The 19,370-nt window shown below is 55.0% G+C and carries 18 protein-coding genes; 4 read left to right on the plus strand and 14 right to left on the minus strand.

Going from position 1 to position 19,370, the window contains the following annotated elements; all coding sequences use genetic code 11:
- Positions 1-467: 467 nt before the first annotated feature.
- Positions 468-959, minus strand: a complete 492-nt coding sequence (locus ACR0I8_RS10230; RefSeq protein WP_170690298.1) for an ATP-binding protein — start codon at positions 957-959, stop codon at positions 468-470.
- Between the two features lie 16 nt (positions 960-975).
- Positions 976-1,875 (minus strand): LysR family transcriptional regulator, encoded by a 900-nt coding sequence (locus ACR0I8_RS10235; protein WP_170690300.1) that lies wholly within the window; start codon positions 1,873-1,875, stop codon positions 976-978.
- Positions 1,876-1,971: 96 nt separating this feature from the next.
- Here ACR0I8_RS10235 and ACR0I8_RS10240 point away from each other — a divergent pair, with 96 nt between their 5' ends.
- Complete coding sequence (locus ACR0I8_RS10240; protein ID WP_170690301.1) at positions 1,972-2,628, plus strand: class I SAM-dependent methyltransferase; 657 nt, start codon at positions 1,972-1,974, stop codon at positions 2,626-2,628.
- A gap of 274 nt (positions 2,629-2,902) precedes the next feature.
- Here the strand turns inward: ACR0I8_RS10240 and ACR0I8_RS10245 are convergent, their stop codons facing one another.
- From ACR0I8_RS10245 to ACR0I8_RS10275, 7 genes are all read right to left on the minus strand, one after another.
- Entirely contained in the window at positions 2,903-3,388 is a 486-nt protein-coding gene (locus tag ACR0I8_RS10245) for a DUF3124 domain-containing protein (RefSeq protein ID WP_170690303.1), read from the minus strand.
- Between the two features lie 354 nt (positions 3,389-3,742).
- The gene (locus tag ACR0I8_RS10250) at positions 3,743-4,759 is read right to left on the minus strand and encodes a D-cysteine desulfhydrase family protein (protein WP_170690305.1); all 1,017 of its coding nucleotides are present in this window, start codon (positions 4,757-4,759) and stop codon (positions 3,743-3,745) included.
- Positions 4,760-4,775: 16 nt separating this feature from the next.
- Complete coding sequence (locus ACR0I8_RS10255; RefSeq protein WP_170690307.1) at positions 4,776-5,504, minus strand: TSUP family transporter; 729 nt, start codon at positions 5,502-5,504, stop codon at positions 4,776-4,778.
- Between the two features lie 37 nt (positions 5,505-5,541).
- Positions 5,542-6,282, minus strand: a complete 741-nt coding sequence (locus ACR0I8_RS10260; RefSeq protein ID WP_170690309.1) for an aspartate/glutamate racemase family protein — start codon at positions 6,280-6,282, stop codon at positions 5,542-5,544.
- Between the two features lie 28 nt (positions 6,283-6,310).
- On the minus strand, positions 6,311-7,549 hold the full coding sequence (locus ACR0I8_RS10265; protein ID WP_170690311.1) for an FAD-dependent oxidoreductase: 1,239 nt from the start codon (positions 7,547-7,549) through the stop codon (positions 6,311-6,313).
- Between the two features lie 4 nt (positions 7,550-7,553).
- Entirely contained in the window at positions 7,554-9,767 is a 2,214-nt protein-coding gene (locus tag ACR0I8_RS10270; RefSeq protein ID WP_170690313.1) for a TRAP transporter fused permease subunit, read from the minus strand.
- Between the two features lie 80 nt (positions 9,768-9,847).
- A complete protein-coding gene (locus ACR0I8_RS10275) occupies positions 9,848-10,855 on the minus strand; it encodes a TAXI family TRAP transporter solute-binding subunit (RefSeq protein WP_170690314.1) in 1,008 nt (335 codons plus the stop codon).
- Between the two features lie 137 nt (positions 10,856-10,992).
- Between ACR0I8_RS10275 and ACR0I8_RS10280 the strand changes: the two genes are divergently transcribed.
- Together ACR0I8_RS10280 and ACR0I8_RS10285 are read left to right on the plus strand one after the other, a co-directional pair.
- Positions 10,993-11,952, plus strand: a complete 960-nt coding sequence (locus tag ACR0I8_RS10280; RefSeq protein ID WP_480524970.1) for a LysR family transcriptional regulator — start codon at positions 10,993-10,995, stop codon at positions 11,950-11,952.
- Positions 11,953-12,240: 288 nt separating this feature from the next.
- Positions 12,241-13,140: a histone deacetylase family protein gene (locus tag ACR0I8_RS10285; protein WP_170690316.1), complete on the plus strand. Its 900-nt coding sequence runs from the start codon at positions 12,241-12,243 to the stop codon at positions 13,138-13,140.
- A gap of 183 nt (positions 13,141-13,323) precedes the next feature.
- Here the strand turns inward: ACR0I8_RS10285 and ACR0I8_RS10290 are convergent, their stop codons facing one another.
- The 5 genes from ACR0I8_RS10290 to ACR0I8_RS10310 all read right to left on the minus strand — a co-directional run bounded on the left by ACR0I8_RS10290 (position 13,324) and on the right by ACR0I8_RS10310 (position 17,885).
- A complete protein-coding gene (locus ACR0I8_RS10290; RefSeq protein WP_170690318.1) occupies positions 13,324-14,310 on the minus strand; it encodes a zinc-dependent alcohol dehydrogenase family protein in 987 nt (328 codons plus the stop codon).
- A gap of 80 nt (positions 14,311-14,390) precedes the next feature.
- Entirely contained in the window at positions 14,391-15,236 is an 846-nt protein-coding gene (locus ACR0I8_RS10295) for an enoyl-CoA hydratase/isomerase family protein (protein WP_170690319.1), read from the minus strand.
- A gap of 92 nt (positions 15,237-15,328) precedes the next feature.
- Entirely contained in the window at positions 15,329-16,117 is a 789-nt protein-coding gene (locus ACR0I8_RS10300) for an SDR family NAD(P)-dependent oxidoreductase (protein ID WP_170690321.1), read from the minus strand.
- Between the two features lie 12 nt (positions 16,118-16,129).
- A complete protein-coding gene (locus ACR0I8_RS10305) occupies positions 16,130-17,095 on the minus strand; it encodes an LLM class oxidoreductase (RefSeq protein WP_170690323.1) in 966 nt (321 codons plus the stop codon).
- Positions 17,096-17,108: 13 nt separating this feature from the next.
- Positions 17,109-17,885 carry a CmcJ/NvfI family oxidoreductase gene (locus ACR0I8_RS10310; RefSeq protein ID WP_170690325.1) on the minus strand — a complete coding sequence of 259 codons (777 nt, stop codon included), beginning with the start codon at positions 17,883-17,885 and terminating at the stop codon, positions 17,109-17,111.
- A 107-nt stretch (positions 17,886-17,992) separates the two neighbouring features.
- On the opposite strand from ACR0I8_RS10310, the gene ACR0I8_RS10315 reads away from it, so the two are divergent.
- A complete protein-coding gene (locus tag ACR0I8_RS10315; RefSeq protein ID WP_170690327.1) occupies positions 17,993-18,904 on the plus strand; it encodes a LysR family transcriptional regulator in 912 nt (303 codons plus the stop codon).
- Positions 18,905-19,370 lie beyond the last annotated feature (466 nt).

Genomic DNA, 19,370 nt, shown 5'->3' on the forward strand with positions numbered 1-19,370 from the left:
CGATCTTATGACAGTTTTTCCTACCACATTTTGCAGGCTTATTTCAGGGGGTTTGGACGAGCACCATGCACCTGCTCCCGAGAAGTTGCTCAGTGATTGTCTGAGGTGAAACCAAGCCAGAAATGTTTTGATAGCTTGTGGGTAACTTGCTCGGTGCTTCGCACCATTGTCCATGCTGCATTGACGGCGCAAAACTATTCTGAAGGTGATTGCTGGAGCCTGTTCTGGCCGGTGCGTTGCCCAGGCCTGCCAGTGACGTACACTAACCGATAGTCGGCTTAAGCGACATTGCCGGTGTTGCCTCCGCCTTGACCCATGAAGAACCCACTGACATGCGCCTCTTATTGTCGCTCGAACTCCGAACTTGAGACCCCGTGAAAGTTGTCTGTGAGCATTCGCCATCCGTCGATCCAGAGCAGGGGGCGGAACAATGTTTGGAGCCGCCGCGACACTTAGAATTTCTGGCGTTACTGACGGTGAGTTATGATGTTGAAACCTTCTACGGGTGATGGTGGCACGAAATGCCGCGCAATTCGGCGATATTGATCTTCCGTTGCTGCAAAGGCATGAGCGCCTTCTCTGTTGCGCTCGCGCAGCCGGTGCAGACAAACATCATCTGGCACATCCAAAAAGTGAAGGTGGTGCTTCACGGCAGTGTCTTCCAGCAGGTCGCGCATCCAAGCTCTATTTTCAATTGTGTTCGCTGGGAAATCGAGAACGACGGAAACGCCAGCCTTCAGCAGAGAAGCTACGTGACCACCCATGACCGGCCGCAGTTTCAAAGCGCAATTCCTGTAGTCCTGAAGGGACTTCATCTGGTCGCCAAACAGGGCGCTGAGCCATTCATCTTCCGAAATGAGCACGGCCGCGTCTCTTTCCGCGAGTTCCGCTGCCAGAGTTGATTTCCCAGAAGCAACTTTGCCGCATAGCAAGTGAAGCGTTGGAATAGCCTGTGACATTAAGCGAACTCCCGGATTACCTGATGGTCCCTGCGCTAAGTTGGTCCGCCAGTTGATCAAACACCAACCTGATCCTTCTTGCGGTGTGTAACTCGGAGTGCGTCGCCAGCCAAATCGGGAACTTAAACGGCTCACGCTCGGGGAGCACGCGCTCCACACCCGGCGTTAAGGCAGCCACATCATCCGACATTACACTTATGCCAAAACCTTGGCGTACTAGTTCCCAGGATACAATCCCACTTTGTGAGCCAATCCTGAAGCTTTTTCGGGTGACTTTAATGCCCGCCGGATCGAGAAAACCGATCATCGTGTCGATGTCCCCGAACCCGACAAAGTCCAATTTCGCAAGTTCATTTTCATTTTTCGGCCGTCCCACCTGATCAAGATACGAAGGTGCTGCGTAAAAATGGGCGCTGGCCTCGGCGACAAGCTTTGCTGTCAGATCCGGCTGAGTTGGGCGTACATGTCTGATGGCGATATCAGCCTCACGACGCTGTATGTCTCTTATGTCATTTGCAGCAACGATGTCTATCTCTAGTCGCGGTGCCGCAAGTCTGATCTTTTTCAGTATCGGCGGCAGCTGGTAGGCAGACATCACATCGGATGCAGTAATCCTGACTTGCCCCTCAACAGCTTGCGACAGGCTTGTCGCAGTAAGAGAAATCCTGTTTGCTACATCCGCCATTTTTCTGACATGCAACAAAAGCTCGGCGCCAGCGGTCGTCAAATTAAGCGACTTGCCAACTCTTTCAAACAGGGTGATGCCAAGCGCCGTTTCCAGTGCCGCAACTTGACGACCGACAGTGGGTTGAGTTTGCTCAAGAACGCGCGCCGCTGCGGAAAATGAGCCTTCTTCGGCTGTCGCAAGAAAGGACCTTACTTGATTCCAGTCGAAATTGATGGCGTTCCAATTCATGCATTTATGCATAACAGTTCTGCGGATTGTGGCAATTCCATAAATGATTGTTTGGAAGTAAAGGGTACGGCAACAACCTTGTAAGAGAGAAATGAAATGACTGCTTTGTCCAAGGATGCGGCGTTCTGGAGCAAAATTTCGAAAAAGTATGCGGCAGACCCAATCCGCAACATGGAAGGGTATCTGAAAACGCTCGAGATTACGAAATCGTACCTGAAAGCGGACGACAACGTACTGGAAATCGGGTGCGGGACGGGTTCAACCGCGCTGCTGCTTGCACCGCATGTTGCCCATATCACCGCGACGGACCTCGCTCCGGGCATGATCGAGATTGCCGATGAGAAGCGTGCGAAAGAAGGATTGGAGAATGTCACTTTCAAGGTGGCCGAAGTTCTTGAGCACGGTCTTGACGAAGGGTCTTACGATGCGGTCCTGGCGCACAATTTGCTTCATCTCCTGCCCGATTTGGACCAAGCGCTCGAGCACATTTTCGCACTTACAAAACCCGGTGGGTTTTTCATATCCAAAACTGTTTGCGCCCCTGAGAGCGGTGGTTTCAAGTATGCGATGATCAGTCGGGTCGCGATCCCAATCATGCAGGCAATTGGTAAAGCCCCATTTGTGCATTTTGTGCCTGGATCAGTGCTTGAAAGGAAAATTGCGTCCTCGAGCTTCGATATCCTCTATACGTCTGATCAAGCCTCAATGCTCCAAAGCCGCTATATTGTCGCGCAAAAAAAACTTGAAGGTTAAGTTCGTTCAGCGGCACCCGTTGAACGATCTTTGCGTCACATTGCGCTACTCTCTTGCTGGAATGAACGGAGTTACTTGGCTCTGCTTCTGCCTAAAGAAAGATATCGCGAAAGGCTGTTTTGTCCGCCCTAACGCCTTCCGAAGTTCTTGTAGCTAGGGTTGGCTATGATTCCAAAGTGGGCTCCTGTCGCTGTGGTAATCAAAAACTCAGATAGGACTAAGTATTAGCGCGATGATCCAGTTGGTTATATCGAAGCAAAAGTGGTGATGGGTGCTACCGTGTTTGCGACAACACGTGACCTCGACTGGTAAACGAGATTCCTTGAGTGCCGCTTCCACCGACCATGATTGCTTCAACAATGGGGGGCTGTACTGGCACTTCTGCCGACCAGGTGACGACGAAGTTCGCGCCAATCCCGTCTCCGACGCTACCAATAGGTATAAGCGCATTGATCGACCCAAATGGCATCAGTTGAACGGGCTCATTTATGAGAGTTTCAAGAAGCTGCCCCGCTCTGTCGTAATAATCGACACGCTCAACTTTGATCTCTGATTGAACACTAATGTTGTGCACAACAAGGGTAGACGCGAGCGGCTCGCTGCGGCCCTCCTGTGTGAAAACTCGCGAGTAAGAGGGAACATAAATGACTTGAGAGGTTACGGTCTCCGAAACCTGTGCGAATGAAAGGCTTGGTACGGTCATTAACGAAGCGAAAACCATTGAGAAGGACCAGAGAGTTCTGCGGGAGAAAAAATTCATGTAGGCGAATGCTCCGTTTCTTCTGTTGTCAAAATGAGCATACGGATGACAAGATTCGGCGCAAGAATATGTCTGCTTTGTCCCGCCGCTCCGTCATCTACGGGTCTTGCTGCTAAGGTCCCCACTTGAGCTCTTGTTGCAGTTGTCGGCATCGGAGCATCAAGTGCTTTAACGGTCATCGAGGCACGGAAAGGGAATTGATTTGATCTTAGGTTTATTCTGTCTACAGGGTGTTCTGGAGGCGGGAAATGAATTCCGCTTAAGGCCTTGGAAGAGCGCGGGTTCGATCCGGGTTATGGTTTTGTTTTCTGTTTTCCCAGTAGGGGAAGTTTTTTAGGGGGGGTATTGGCGGATTTAGGATAGGTCGCTTGCCAACTCGTTTTGGTACCCAAAGAGTGCAGGCAACCCACCCGTGTGAACCATGACTACTTTCTGCCCGGTTTGGATTTTTCCTGCGTTTACCAAATGCAACAATCCAGCGAAGGTTTTCGCGGTATAGACGGGATCAAGGAATATTCCTTCGGTGCGAGCCATCTTATCCAATGCAGCCCGCGTGCCTCCACTGAGTTTCCCGTAGCCGGGAGGCAGCGCTTCGTCCATGACGTTAAGCCTGTCGTGCAACGGCGTTGCGTTGATATCCAACAAATCCGCCAGTTTCTGCAGAACGGTTTTCATTCGGACCATTTGCTTTTCGCTATCCCGGCGTACGCAAACGCCAAACACAGAAGCAGCTTTTTCTTCCAAGGCTACTCCAGTCAACAAGCCTCCATGTGTGGCTCCGCTGCCTGAGGGTACGACAACCGCATCGATATCAGGCATCTGCTGACACAATTCTTGTCCAGCGACGACGTAGCCCAAAGCACCCAAAGGCGGGTGGTTTAGTCCCAGGTGAATGACATAAGGTTTACGCCCTTGCGCCTTCAACTCGTCGGCGCGCGCGTGCAACGCAGCGTCCGCACCGACTTCGTCCTCGCCCTCGGGGTAGGTCATGTGTTCGGCACCCAGAATTTGTGCCAGCAACACATTCCCAGAGCTGTAATACTCCTCGCCCATATCCGACACACGCTCTTCCAGTTGCAGGACGGATTGCATGCCCAGTTTTGCTGCGGCGGCTGCAGCAGACCGAACAAAGTTTGACTGAACTGCGCCGGTGATCAGAATGGTATCCGCACCTTTCTGAAGGGCATCACCGAAATAGAACTCAAGCTGCCGCGTTTTGTTTCCGCCAAACCCAAGCCCGGTTAGGTCATCGCGTTTCAGCCAGAGGTCGATGCCTAATTCCGAAGACAACCTGTCCAGCCGCTCCAATGGGGTTGGACCCGACATGAAATGGGCGCGAGGAAATCTGTCCAGTTTGTTGTCTTGTGTCATCGTCTGCCCTTCGAGTTTACGCGATCGTGAATGCGCGATGAAAGAGAACGCCACAGGCTATCAGAGATATCACGCGGATAGCGGTTGTGACCAAGGCCTGCGGTAAATGTGGCCCCATTGCACGACCAAAAAAACTTCCGATCAACGTGAGCGCCACGAAGCCCCATAACTGCGGGCCATAAGCGAAGGCTTGAGTCTCGGACAGGCTATGCAACAGGAATGCGATGCCGTATGCCACCAGCGCAATGGGTTGAACCAACTTGGCAACTTCTTTGGTTGGGCGGCCTTTCGCAATCAATCCGAAAACCATTAGCGGGCCGGGCGTTGCTGCCCAAACAGTCGCCAACCCGGACAAGCCGGAAACGGTCGAAAACCCTGCTGTTCCAAGTGAGCGACGCAGGGGCAGCAAGGTCGTCACAAACCCGATCAGCAACAGGCTGGCTGTTAGGGCAAGGACAAACGCTTCGCTCAGCCAAGGGTATACGACAAGGCCCGCGACCACTCCGATGAGGCATCCGATGATTGCCGTTCGAATGGTCTGTCGGTCGGCCTTCAGCACCTGCCGGTCTGTCGCGACCGCTGAAACGACAGTATTCAAAAGCAGCAGTATTGGAACGGCGGTTGATGTACCAAGCAAGATCATCATAGGCGGTCCGGCAAGGATGCTAAACCCGATGCCGACACCGACTTGCAGCATTGCGCCAAGGCCGATGGCAACCATCAGGATGGTTAGGTCGACGGACACTAAAATCCTCCAAGTCCCGCGCGATACTGCTGTTCCTTTAGGTCCAAGGCATGATGCCAACATAGGAATTGCGTGTCGCAACGGTATGCGCCATCTGCGCCAGTGTCGTCAAATCGAAGACGGGAAGTTGCAACTCGTCCTGAAGGCGCGCCGCATAAGGCGGCAGATCGGTACACTCCAACACAAGCGACCGTATGTCCGGCGCTTGGCGTTTAAGTCGCCGCGCCGCCTCAAGGACTTCTGCCTCAATGAGATCAGTGTCCATGCGGGTGCGCGTGTTTCGTAGGATCACCTCAGCGAATTCGTTGGTGTCCTCTAGGCCTTGTACCGCGACGGGAATGCCCGCCGCGCCGACGCCTTCGAAATGCTTCGGCGTCAGGGCAGATGCATCCGCGGTCAACACGCCCACCGGCGCATTCGCCCCGGACATGTGAAAGGCCAAAGGCACCTGTATCAAGCTGGATGCAAAGACGGGAACGGAAACCGCCGCAGCCAGTTCCTTTTGAAACAAAGCCAGAAATCCGCAGCTTCCCGTGATTGCCCGAACGCCCTCGGCCTCAAGCCGTTGCGCGCCCTTGATAAAGGGTGCCAGTAGATCGGGTGTCGGGTTGTTGAGTAGGGTCGGTACGGTGATGCCGTCGATCATTTCGTAGAGAACGGGAAACGGAAGGCTGGACGGATTCTTGATGTGCCCGGGCGGTTTGGGGAAATAGCTTTCAAGGCACAAAACCCCGATCGAAGCCCCACATATGTTTTGGCCACCTTCGTAAATTGGCATGGTGCTCAGGTCCTTTCGAATAGGAGATTTAGAAACGGGCCAGCGAGAACGGGTCCAAGTTGATATTCGGGCTGCGTCCGGACACCAGATCCGCCACAAGTTCTCCGGTCTTTGGCGCCATCATCAGCCCGTAATGAGAATGGCCGAAGGCGGCAAAAAGCCCGCCATTTCCGTTCAGCGGCCCAATCGCTGGCAGGCTATCGGGAAAAGAGGGGCGCCGGCCCATCCAGAACTGTGCCTCACCAGTGTTGAGGTCCGGCACCAAAGATTTTGCTTGATCGGTGAGTATTTTTTTCTTGCGCGGATCTGCTGGGGCATCGACACTGCCAAACTCCGCCGTACCGGCAACCCTGAGGCCGCCCTGCATCGAACTTGCGACAACCTTTGCGTCCACATCCATGACCGAGTTGTTCAGCACAGCCGAGGGGGCCGGGAATTCGACGTGGTAACCCCGCTCGGCCACCAACGGCACAGGTATGCCAAGGGGTTTGAGCAGGTCGGCAGACCACACTCCGGCCGAGAGGACAACATTGCGCGCGTGCAGTGTGTCATGTGACGTGGCAAGCTTCCAAATACCGTCTTCGGTGTGGCTCAGCTTGGTGACTTCGGACCGCACAAACTCGGCCCCTTGCGCACGTGCTTTTTCGGCCAATACAGCGCCCAAACGCCCGGGAGACGTTGCGCGAGCCTGACCTTTGATCACAATCGCAGCCTTGAGGTCTTTTGACAGCGCTGGTTCCAGGCGCCGCAATTCAACGCCATCGACACGCTCCAATTCACCGCCTTTTTCCTGGCGGATTAGATAGCCAAGATCATCGAGGTTGGCTTGTTCAGGGTTCCGGAATGCGTGGATATAGTAACTGTCCACGATCAGCGATTCGTGGCCCGTGCCCTGCAGGTGCCGACGGTACAGATCAATGGACGGACGACACAAAATCTCCATCGCATCCGAGATTTCGCGAACCGTCTTTTCGCCGGACTTACCCAGAAAGCGCAGCCCCCACGGGATCATCTTCGGCCAGAAGGACGCCCTGACCGAAAGCGCGCTTTTCGGGTCCAACAGCATTTGGGGCAGCTTTTTCCAAATCCCCGGAACGGCCTGCGGAATAATGGACCAAGGCGACACAACCCCCGCGTTGCCGAACGAGGTTTCCTGCCCGGGGTCGCTCCGGTCGATTAAACGGACCGGTATACCCCGCTCCTGCAGCGACAGCGCGCAACAAATGCCGACGATCCCTGCGCCGATGATAGTTACTTGCTCTGTCATCGTATCAGGCCGGGGAATGGCTGCGATTGCGCGCGATCAGTTGGCTGACAATAACCGGCGAGGCGACAGCAAGCGCGATTAGGTCAGCCGTCAGGCTGGGCGCAACAAAGATCACCCCCGCGATGGCCATCAGTATACGCGAAGCGATGTTCAGTGGTTTCAGCCAGTATCCGACCACAGCTGCGGACAGGGCGATGACCCCGGCGATACAACTCGTGGCGGTGTAGGTGAACTCCCACAGGTTGAACCCGGTTGAGGACACGAACAATAGGACAGGCGCATAAACGAAGGCCATTGGCGCGATCACCTTGCCCAACCCTAGGGTAAAGGCAGAGAGACCAGTTCGGAACGGGTTGGAGTTCGCAATGGCCGCTGCCGCATAGGCCGAGGTGCAGACGGGCGGCGTGATCTCGGACACCACACCGTAATAGAGTACGAACAGGTGGCTTGCGATCGGCGGGACACCCAGCTGCGCCAACGCGGGCTGTGCGACAGAGACTAGCATAATGTAAAGCGCAGTGGTGGGGATGCCGGCGCCCATCAGGATGCAAACAATGGCAATGAAGACCAGCGAGATGAACAGTTGCAGGTCTTCCATCGCAAACAGCTGCCAGCTGCCAAACGAGATCATATTGTAGAGGTCTGAGGCCAGGTTGCCTGCGCCCTGAGTGACCATGAACCCGATACGGAAGCCAATGCCGGTTGTGTTGATAACACCGACGACAATGCCGACGGCGGCAGCCGCGGCGCCCACGGCCAGCGAGTATTTCACTCCCAACTCAACCGCTTGCAGCATCTCGGGCACTTCGATCCGTTTCTGCGGGTTCAGCGTGGCGATCACCGACAAGGCACAAAGGATCGCCGTCATCGTCAGATCGAACCCGCCATCCGAGAATTTCCACAGCACGAAGGCTAGGAACGCCGCGGCATAGATCAGCGTGGGCGGTTGTTTGATGCGCGACATGCCTGCGATCACTGCCAGAGAAATCCCGCAGAAGGCGGACATGAAAGGCGTATATCCTGTGAACAGCACGACCAGCAGACCGATCAGCGGTACAATGTTGGCCCAACCTTCGGCCCAGACGGCCTTGAGCTGCGGCAGTTGCTCTTTCGCCAAGCCCTGCAGGTTCAGCTTGCGTGCCATCAGGTGCACCACGGCAAAGACGCCGACATAGTGAAGGATCGCTGGGAAGATCGCGGCGATGACGATGGTGGTGTAGGGCACCTCAAGGAACTCTGCCATGATGAAGGCCGCTGCCCCCATGATCGGCGGTGTGATTTGCCCTCCGGCTGACGATGCGGCTTCGACGCCGCCCGCAAAATGGCCGGGGTACCCAAGGCGCTTCATGTTGGGAATGGTCAGCGCGCCGGTCGAAACGGTGTTGGCCACCGAAGATCCCGAGATCGTGCCGAAGAATGCCGAGGATACCACCGACACTTTTGCCGGCCCGCCGGTATAGCGGCCCGCCAAAATGGTTGCGTTGTCGATGAAGAGTTGCCCCAATCCGGTGCGCTGCGCGATCACGCCGAACAGGACGAAATGGAACACGATGGTCGAGACGACCCAGAGGGTGACGCCATAGATGCCTTCCTGCGGGAAATACATCGACGACACGAATGTTTTGAAGTTCACACCGGGATGCTGCAGCAAGCCGGGGAAGTATGGGCCCAACAGAGCGTATGAGATAAACACACAGATGATCAGCGGCAGCACCCAACCCAGCGTGCGGCGTGCGATGTCCAGAACCAGCAGGATGATGATTACGCCCAAAACCACGTCATAGGTGTTCGGGTTGCCCATTCGGAACGTCTGTTCCTCGATCCCCAGAAACGGAATGCCGCGCCATGCGACCCCAACATACAGCGCAGCGATGATCCCCAGCGCCATAAAAACCAAGTCGTACAGAGGGATGTTGCCGATACGGAACCGGCTGACCTTGAGCGCATAGAGGTTTTTGGAGCCGATGATAGGAATTGTCGCGTAGACCAGAATGAACAGCAACGCCAGATAGATACCCATGTGCCAATGGTCGGCGGGCAGGCCGAAACCGGCTGTGAAGAATTCGTAGAACGCAAGGATCAGGGCAACGACGCGCAGTACCTTGCCTGCGGTGGGCGTGACCTGCCGGACGGCGGCGCCTTCGTCGAACTGTTCTTCGATGGCGGCCAGTTCCTCGGCCGTCAGTTCGTGGTCATCAAGTTTCTGGGTCTCGGACATGATGGCCCCCCGATTTCGCATAATTCCAGAGTGCGGTGCCCCGCGCAGGGGCACCGACGACAATTGTCAGTAAGCTACGATTACTGAAGCAGACCGGCTTCCTTATAGAATTTCTCGGCCCCAGGATGCAGAGGCACACCCAGCGCCTCGACACCATCCAGCGCCGTATCGGGCGTGATCTGCTTGCCTTTGGCGTGACCATTGTCCAACAGCTTGCGGGTATTGTCGTTCCACAGCGCCTTGGTCAGGCCGTAGACCAGTTCGTCGGACAATTCCGAAGACACTACCAACATCGCGCTGACCGCCGGGGTTTTGGTTTCACCGTCGATACCTTCATAGACGCCACCCGGGATGGCCGAGGGGATGTATGCCGGAATGATCTCGTTGATCTTCGCCATGTCCTCGTCGCTGAAGGAATGCAGGTTCATGCCCTTGGTTGACGACAGCTGCACCATCGCGGCAACAGGCCAGCCTGCAGCGTAGAAATAGGCATCTAGCTGTCCGTCTGCCAGACGCTCGGCGCTTTGGCTGTTGTTCAGCTCGGCCTCATCCATGTTGTCACGGTTGACGCCCCAAGCATCCAGCATCTGCAGCACGGCAACCTGTGTACCGGAACCGGCTTGCGCGATGCCGACGCGCTTGCCTTCCAGATCGCTCAGATCGTTGATCGTCTCACCGGCAGGCAAAACCAAGTGCAGGTCTTCGGGGAACAGGTTGGCCACGATGCGAAGATTGGGGTGAGGTTTGCCCTCGAACTTACCCTCACCCAGATACATCGAGCGGGTGACGTCGGCTGCGGCCAGACCGGCCTCAAGCTCTCCGTTCTGAACGGCGGCGTTGTTGAACACCGATGCGGTGGTGGATTGAGCGATAGCAATCAGTCCCGGTACGCCGCACTGGCCGCCCTCTTCGCAGGGGCGCGAACCTGGAGGGGCGGAGATTCCGTTTGCGATGGTGCCGCCAATGGGGAAGTAAGTTCCGCCTGCGCCGCCGGTGCCGATGCGGAAAAAAGTTGGGTCCTGTGCTAGTGCCGGGGCGGCAAGTGCGCCTGCCAGGGCCAGTACCGTCAAACATTTCACAAATTTCATCATCATCTCCCTTGTTGGATCGTCGGATTCGGTTCGGCCGAATTTCGATCCTGCAAGCGTAGTAGCAATTTTCATAAATACAAATTTGTTATATTTCATAAAACTAAGGTTTAGCTTATATATTGACCATGAACCTTATGCAGTTGACCGTTTTTCGCGAAGTGATGGAGACCGGCTCTATCTCTCAAACAGCCAAAAAACTGAACCGCACCCAGCCTGCGATCAGTCTGGCCTTGAAGAACCTTGAAAAGACCCTTGGCCTGACACTGTTCGAGCGTAAGGGACGGCGATTGGTCCCGGTTCCCGAAGCGCATTACCTTTTGGCCGAAACAACAGGTATTCTGGATCGCCTCGCGACGATTTCCAGTACAATGGAAGGGTTGATTAAAGGGCATTCCGGCAGTCTGAATATCGCTACAATGCCGGGTCCATCCGCTTTCTTGTTCCCGCGTTTTATCAGCCAATCAGTCGGCGAAAACCCCGAGATACGTATCACATTGTCTACACGCAGTTCGCCTCAGATTATTGAGCTTGCAGGCACGCAGAATATTGATTTCGGCTTTGCAGACTTCGATCATTCAACCGGGAAAGAGCCTCAGTATTCAACAGAACTGATCCGGGCAGATTGTTTTTGTGCCGTCGATCGTGACAGCCCACTTGCTTCACGTGGGACCATATCCATTTCCGATCTCGACGGAGCGCCTATGGGTGGATTGCATGCCACGCACCCGTTCCAGCGTAAAATTCGGCAAGAGTTTCAAGATGTTTCAGCTGACTACAACCCAACAGTGACCTGTCAGTACTTTCTACCCCTGATACCCTTTGTGAGCTCAGGTCAATGTTATTCGATCGTGGATCCTTTGACCGTAGCGACTGAACAAGAACTAAACCTGTCCAACGGAAAAGTCGCGTTCGTGCCCTTCGAAAAGCCGCTCAGATATGAGTACGCGCTTCTTGAGCCAGACCACCGACCACCGTCTCAACTGGCATTAAAGATCAAAGCGGGCTGGAAAGCTGAAGTTTTAAAGATGTTGGCAGGGGTGAATGCCAACCCTCATGCAATTGGGATAGATGAAACAGGAAGAGAGCAAACCTGAATGGCATTGTTTTACATACAGAAAACTGATCGGAGGGAATGCCGACTTGGATCGACTTGCGACAAGTATACGAATGTTAGCTATGGGGCCGGAACCTCAAGTTTCTTGGACCGGACCAAAAGTTGGTTTTGTCCCGTACGCCGGACATTCGCATCAGATATCAACTGTCACCTTATTGCAAATTTGCGCCCGTCATGAAACGCATTGCTATTGGCGGCGGACGTTGCAGATCTGTTCGGTGATCAGCTATGCTTTGGCGCATTGCATGAGTTTCCTTTTAACTAAGTCATGAGATTTTACGCTCCCCACAGATCCTCCCTTACCCTGCCTTCCGGACATCGGTTTCCGCAGGACAAGTACAGAATGCTCCATACGCTACTGCTGAAAGACGGTATTCTTCAGGAGGCGCAGCTGGCGGAGTCTTTGCCAGCCAGCGATGAATCGATACTGCGCGCGCACGCCCCCGATTTTGTCGCGCAGTTTGAAAACGGGGAACTGGAAGAAAAAGCCATGAAACGGATTGGGTTTCCGTGGAGTCCGGAACTCGTGAGGCGGGTTCGCGCCACAGCCGGTGGCGCAATTGCTGCTGCTGAGACAGCTCTGGAGTACGGTATCTCGGGGCAGCTCGCTGGGGGCACGCACCACGCCCATCCGACTTTTGGATCTGGCTATTGCGTCTACAACGATCAGGCCGTCGCGGCGCTCCAAATGCTTGCGGCTGGCATAGTCAAAAGAGTCGCGATCATCGATCTTGATGTCCATCAGGGCGATGGCAGCGCCGCCATTTTCGCTACCAACCCATCGGTCTTCGTCTTTTCGATGCACGGGGAAAAGAATTTTCCGTTCCGCAAGTTTCCAGCGGATCTCGATGTTGCCCTGCCGGATGGCACCGGCGACAAGGACTACCTTCGCGCCTTAGCCGATCACTTGCCGGCTGTGTTTGAATTTCGTCCCGACCTCATTCTATACCAGGCAGGCGTTGATCCGCTGGCAGAAGACAAGCTAGGGCGGCTTGCGCTGACCCATGATGGCCTTATCAAACGCGATCAGGCGGTGCTGCACGCCTGCAAAGGCCTCGGCATCCCGGTCTCGATGGCAATCGGCGGCGGCTATGCCGACCCCATTGAGGCTTCCGTAACGGCTTACGCCAATACCTACCGGGTCGCAAAGAACCTTCACCGATTTTGATGACAGATATGATCTCAGTGATTTGTCATTTTTGCCGTATTTCGATGGACGGCTGTGAGCCCAAAGTAACATAGGTACAATCGGCTCTAAGGTCAGCAATGCAAGATGTGTGTCATCAATAGCAGCTCAGACTGAGTTGGTGCGATTAGTCACTATGCGCGCACCAACCCCAATTGAATCTTGTCAAGGCTCCACTACGACTTTTCCGACCTTAGATCCACTCGTCAGGTGCGCATAAGCTGCGCCGACGTCGGTCCACCCAAACTTCTGTTCGTCAACAATCGGTTTGAGCGCGCCGTCATCCGCCAGACCCGCCAGTATCCTCAGGATGTCGCCATGGGTTTGCCGCCCGACATCGTGCATCATCGGGATCAGCATGAAAACGACGTGCAGAGACAGACCTTTGAAATGCGCAGGCGTCAAATCAATCTCGACCAGCGCGACCGTTGAGGCGACATGGCCATTGAGTCTGGTGGCTGCGAACGAGTTCGTCATATTCTGCCCGCCAACGCTATCAAACACCATATCGAAGCCCACACCACCGGTGTGCTCAGCCACGTAGTCCTGAACCTTTTGCGTTGTGAAATCTATCGGCCGCGCGCCCAGCTCTTCGATCAGGGCCAACTGGTCCTCGCCGCGACCGGTTGCGGACACTTTGGCACCAAGGTGGCGGGCGATTTGAACGGCGACATGACCAACGCCACCTGCACCACCCTGCACCAGCACGGTCTGCCCTTCGCCAACACCGGTGCGGGTCAGCCCTTCATAGGCGGTGATGCCGACGAGAGGTAGCGCTGCAGCTTCCCGCATGCTCAGCGTCTTGGGTTTGTGTGCAATCAGGCGGGCATCTGCGTTAATGTACTCCGCCAAAGTGCCCGGGAGATCCATCAATCCACCTGCGCAGCCATATACCTCATCACCTACGGCGAAACCTGACACGCCGTCGCCAACTGCGATGACCGTACCAGCGAAATCCATGCCAAGTACGGCGGGCAATTGAGGGGACAGAGGCAGGTCCGCGCCCATGCTTCGGATCATTGTGTCGACGGTGTTGACGCTGGTCGCGGCCACTTTGACGACAACATGTCCAGGTGTCCCGACCGGATCGGGAATTTCAGTAAGCTCGAACAGCGCATCGGGTCCGTAAGAGTTGAGAACCATTGCTTTCATTGGGATTTTCCTTTTGTGAGATGCTGTCAGGCCCACGTCGGAACCACGCACGCCTGACGAGATTATTGTCTTGGGGGTGGTCAGTTGATGTCCTGCACCTGCATCACCAGATCGCCCCATTTGCGCTGGTTCTCGATGTCGTGTTCCAAACCTTGTTCATCCGCGATCGTGAAACGTTTTACTGCCGGAGTTTTGCTGGTCGCCTGATACAGCCAATAGGCTTCGGCCTTCAGCGCCTCATCAATGGGCTTGTCGATGGATTCATAGACCATCTGTTTGCAGGCGTTGATCGACTCTGCGGGGAATTGTGCGATCCGTTCGGCCAGAGCGGTTACATACGGGCCGATCTCATTGGGCTCCAAAGCCTTGTTGATTGTGCCCAGACGTTCGGCATCATCCGCGTCGTAGTCTTGTGCGCTCAGGATGATCTCAAGCGCTTTGCCAAGGCCGGTTTGACGGGCCATGCGCGAGGCGCCACCGCCGCAGGGCAGGATGCCCATTCCGACCTCCATCTGCATGAACTTGTACTTTCCCCGCGCGGCAAAACGCATATCCAACGCCAAGGCCAATTCGTGCCCGCCACCGCGCGCAAACCCTTCCAGCTTTGCAATAGTGGCCTGTGGTACCTTGCTGATCCGCTCGCAAACCGATTGCAGATCCAAAAGCTGCGCGTCCTCGCGGGACACGGCTTCGGTCGACATGTCCTTAAGTAGCTCGGTATCGTAGTGGCAGACCCAGATTTCCGGATTGGCCGACTGAAAGATCACGACCTTTGTGTCGCGGTCCCGCTCTAGCCGCATTGCCAGACTGTTGAGGTCGGCCAGCATTTCCTGGCCCTGCACGTTCACAGAGCCAAAGTTGAAGGTGACCGTGGCGATGCCGTTCTCAACAGCTACGTCAAAGGTTTGAAAGTTCTCGTATTTCATCAGGTAGTCCTTTCTTGGGCCTCGACGCAGCACGCGTGAGGGGTAGGGGAGTGTTAGACGTGGAAGTGTTCGGCGTTTTCACGCCGGGATGGTCAGCCCGTCTGGCTGATCAAGTCTTTGATGGTGTTCATGACATCGGCGGCGTGGTTTTCGTCCAGCGCTGCGGCATGGGGATCAGCGAAAGCCCCACTGTCATTGTCGAAATAGGCTCCTGCGGCATCCGCAAACCGCACACCCAAGGCTGCGTCAATCAAGATATCAGCGCCAATATTCATATCGTTCCCTGCGAGGCCAAAGCCTTCTTTCACCATTTTTGATGCCAAAAGAGATCCGGGATTCACCGCGACCATCACTGGTGCATTCGAAAGCGATTTGGCCCATTCGCGGGTCCAGATGGTGATCGCCAACTTACTTTGGGCATAGGCTTCCATGTCAGCCATTGGCACATAGCCCTGCATGGCCTTGAGGTTTACCGGGGCCTGTGCCGCCGATGACAGATTCACGACCCGCCCGTCAGCAGGAATGATCGGCAAAAGCAATTCGGTCAGCAGATATGGCGCAAGCGTGTTCACCACAAAGCGAATGTCCTGACCATTTTCAAGCACGGCTTGCAGGGCTTTCAGCACACCTGCGTTGTTGATCAACACATCCAGTTTGTCATGCTTGGCCCGAACGTTCTCGGCCAGTTTTCGAACCGCGGACAGATCGCTGAGATCAGCAGCATAGGTTTCAACATCGCCTCCGACGGCCGCTGCCGCGCTCTCCAGTTTTGATGCGCTGCGTCCATGGAGGAGCACCTTGTGCCCACCGGCAGCCAGCTTCTTCGCTGTCAGCAGGCCAATGCCGTCGGTTGAACCTGTAGTGAGAATAGTCTTGGTCATCGGTCTGATCCTTCAGGAAAAGTCAGGCAGCAGAGTGTCCGCCAGATGTTCGAGGGTTGTTTCGATCGGTGCTTGATTGAGCCTTAGGTTCAGCGCGACGTGATTGACGCCAAGCGTTTCAATCTCGCGCAGATAGCTGCGCAGGAAATCCGTTCCCGACTGAAACCCAAGATGGATCGGGCGCGGTGGCGCGGCGGGGTCTGCAACAACATCGACATAGAGCGATTGCATAACAGGCTTATCCGGTTGACCCGCCGCCTTCACACGTCTTCGGTAGTCCGCGATGACTTGACCCTGAGCCGCCGCATTGCGCGGATATGTCATCCAGCCATCTCCGTTCTGCGCGACCCAATCAGGTGATTGTTGGCTGCCACCGGTAATGAGCATCGGCAGGCGCGTCCCGTGCGGTTTTGGCAATAGATCAATCCCGCCATGCAGTTTGCCCTGTGCATTTTGATGCGTCGGGTAAGCCGATCCAACGGCGCGGATGTACTCAACACTATCGCGGAAACGTGCCCCGCGATCTTCAAAGCTCTGGTTCATCGCCGGGTACTCCTCGGGCCGGTCGCCGGACGCGACACCCAAAAGCAACCGCCCGCCCGAGAGCACATCTGCCGTCGCTGCTGCCTTGGCGACATGAGCGGGGTGACGCAATGGCAGGATCACGCTCGACGTTCCAAGCGCAATCCGATCCGTCGCCGTTGCCAACGCTCCCAGATAGACAAATGGATCGAAAACCTGCCCGGGGTCGCCAAAGCTTGGAACATTGAAGGGCACGTCCCGCAGCCAAAGTGCTGCGAACCCAAGCTCCTCGGCTTTCTGAGCCGCTTCCAAATGCCCTCGTAGCGTCGGTTCTGCCCCGACGGCATAGGCTTCGAGAGGCAATACAAGGCCGACGCTCAGTCGTCCGGGACGGAACACCTGGTTGTAGGCCAAATTGATTTGCTCAAACCCAGCCGGCTGCGTTTCATCCAACATGTCTGGCCCTCCTTTAATAGCGCACCAAAGTGCGGCTTTCGATGCTTTTGCGAATGGTAGTGATGTTTGGATCCTCGACCATATCGAGTGCGCTATGAGCAATCGAAGCCAGGCCTTGATTGTCATATATGTTGAAGACCGCGACCTCATCCGGTGTCATTTTGGATTGATAGATCCACTCATGTTTGGGGTTTCCCGCCAACCCCATGATTTGCCCCACGCGGTCAGGATAGATCAGGTCCAGCAGAATCCAGTCAGACGGGTCGACAGACGACGGCCGTACAAAGCCCAAGGGTGCCGAATTGATCGCATGCTCTACAGGACGCCATACGTTGACAAAGGCAAAATGACCTTGCGCCCACTCCGCTGCGGTCTCGGCACCCACCAAGTCGACAAGCCGTTGTTCGGCTCCGTCCTTGCTGTAGTCGCTATGAACATTGCGCGCCGGTTTACGTATTGCGTCGGGGTCATCCACCCGAACAGTGTGATCAAAAACCACGACCTCTCTCGCACCCAGCTTGTCCTTCAGCATAGCTTTAAGTTCCGCATCGTAATTCGGTTTCCAGCTGTCGCCTGCAAAGTCTCGGACCTGCGTTTCAAGTGGCATGATTTCAACAGCATCACATGCAAATGAAACTGATGAGGTCGTTGTGCGGTTGTCTGCTAGCACAACGGATGTCGCGACCAACTCAGGGGAAATCAGGTTGCCAGCGACCCCGCCAGCATCAAGCTCGAAGGCTTGCCGGTAGGATTTGTGAACATGGTAGTTGACGGTGGCTGTCCGTGTCATGTGCGCCTCCTGCCTAGGCTTTGCTGTCTCTTTAAAAGGGATTTAACCTCGATCAAATTGAAGATAAACTGCCCAATCATGTATTGATAATTCGGAAAATAAATATAATGGGCTTAGACACAGACGCGCTTCGATTGTTTATTAGGGCAGCAGACATGCTGAACATCAGCGCGGCGGGGCGTGATCTGGGCATGGCCCCAGCGGTTTCCAGCACAAGGCTTGCCAAGCTGGAGCAGAACCTCGGTTTCGAGCTTTTGCACCGCACGACACGCAAAGTGTCGTTGTCAGTGGAAGGAGCGGATTTCCTGCCCTTCGCCCGTGAGATCATTGCGCAGGAAGAGGCGGCATTTGCTGCATTGGGTAAGCAAATGACAACGATCAAAGGTACATTGCGTTTTGCTGCGCCAAGCAGTTTCGCACAGCTCTACATCGCGCCAATCCTGCCAAAGTTTCTTGAACAGCACCCCGATCTCACACTCGATCTGCGGCTGTCCGATGTGCAGTTTGATCTGATCGAAGGAAGCTATGATCTAGCGCTCAGGAATGCGCCACTGGTCGACACCAGCCTGAAGGGCCGCAAACTGGCTGATGACCAGCGAATTCTGTGTGCCGCGCCGCACTACCTCGAAACGCATGGCGTTCCCGATACACCAGCCGATTTGACAAACCACCGTCTGATCGCTTTCCAAAACTTCCAACCGCGGCCACTGAAAGGACCGGCGGACGAAACTGCTATTTTCGATCCCGCATCAGCCAAAGGCCAATTGATCATCGATGACGGTCAAAGCCAGGTCCGCGCCACACTAGCCGGAGCCGGTATTTCTTTGAATGCTCGATGGAGCGTGCATGACCAACTGAAGTCAGGTCGTTTGCTACGGGTTCTTCCAAACTACGAGGCCAGTGAAGACAATGTCTTATGGCTGATCTATCCCAAGTCCAACGTATTGTCCCCAAAAGTGCGGGTGTTCATGGACTTTCTGGTTGCAGAGATAGGCGCAAAGCCTCCTTGGGAGTTATGAGCGCTTTAGGATAATGCGCATTTAGACACTATTACACTAAAATTGGGGACAGGTGCCAAGCTGAAATGCCTTGTCCGATCGCAAGTTTCTGGATTGTCCCGTCCAGCCGTTTTCGCACCTTATCGAATTGCTGCACGGTTTCTGAATGACCGGTACGCGGGCTGCACCACTCCTTTCGAATAGAATTGTTACGCCCGCTCACGCGTTCGCCACGTGGCAGATCAGTCGGAAGCGGCGGCTTCGCCGTCTGGTCTACAAATCAGCTGTGATTTCCGTAAGGAAGGTCAGATCGAACGCAACTGTCTTCGGGAGTATGAAAAGTTGGGGTTGGGTCAGTTTTTGACGCAAAGGTCAAATTCGTCTGACATCTAACAAGAAATGTAGAACGTCACCGACAACTGCCTAACCAAAACTCCCAAACCTCAGAAAATCGGTGAATCTCGTCATTCAATTCTGACCCAAACGT

This window comes from Ruegeria sp. BG9 (assembly GCF_056538305.1).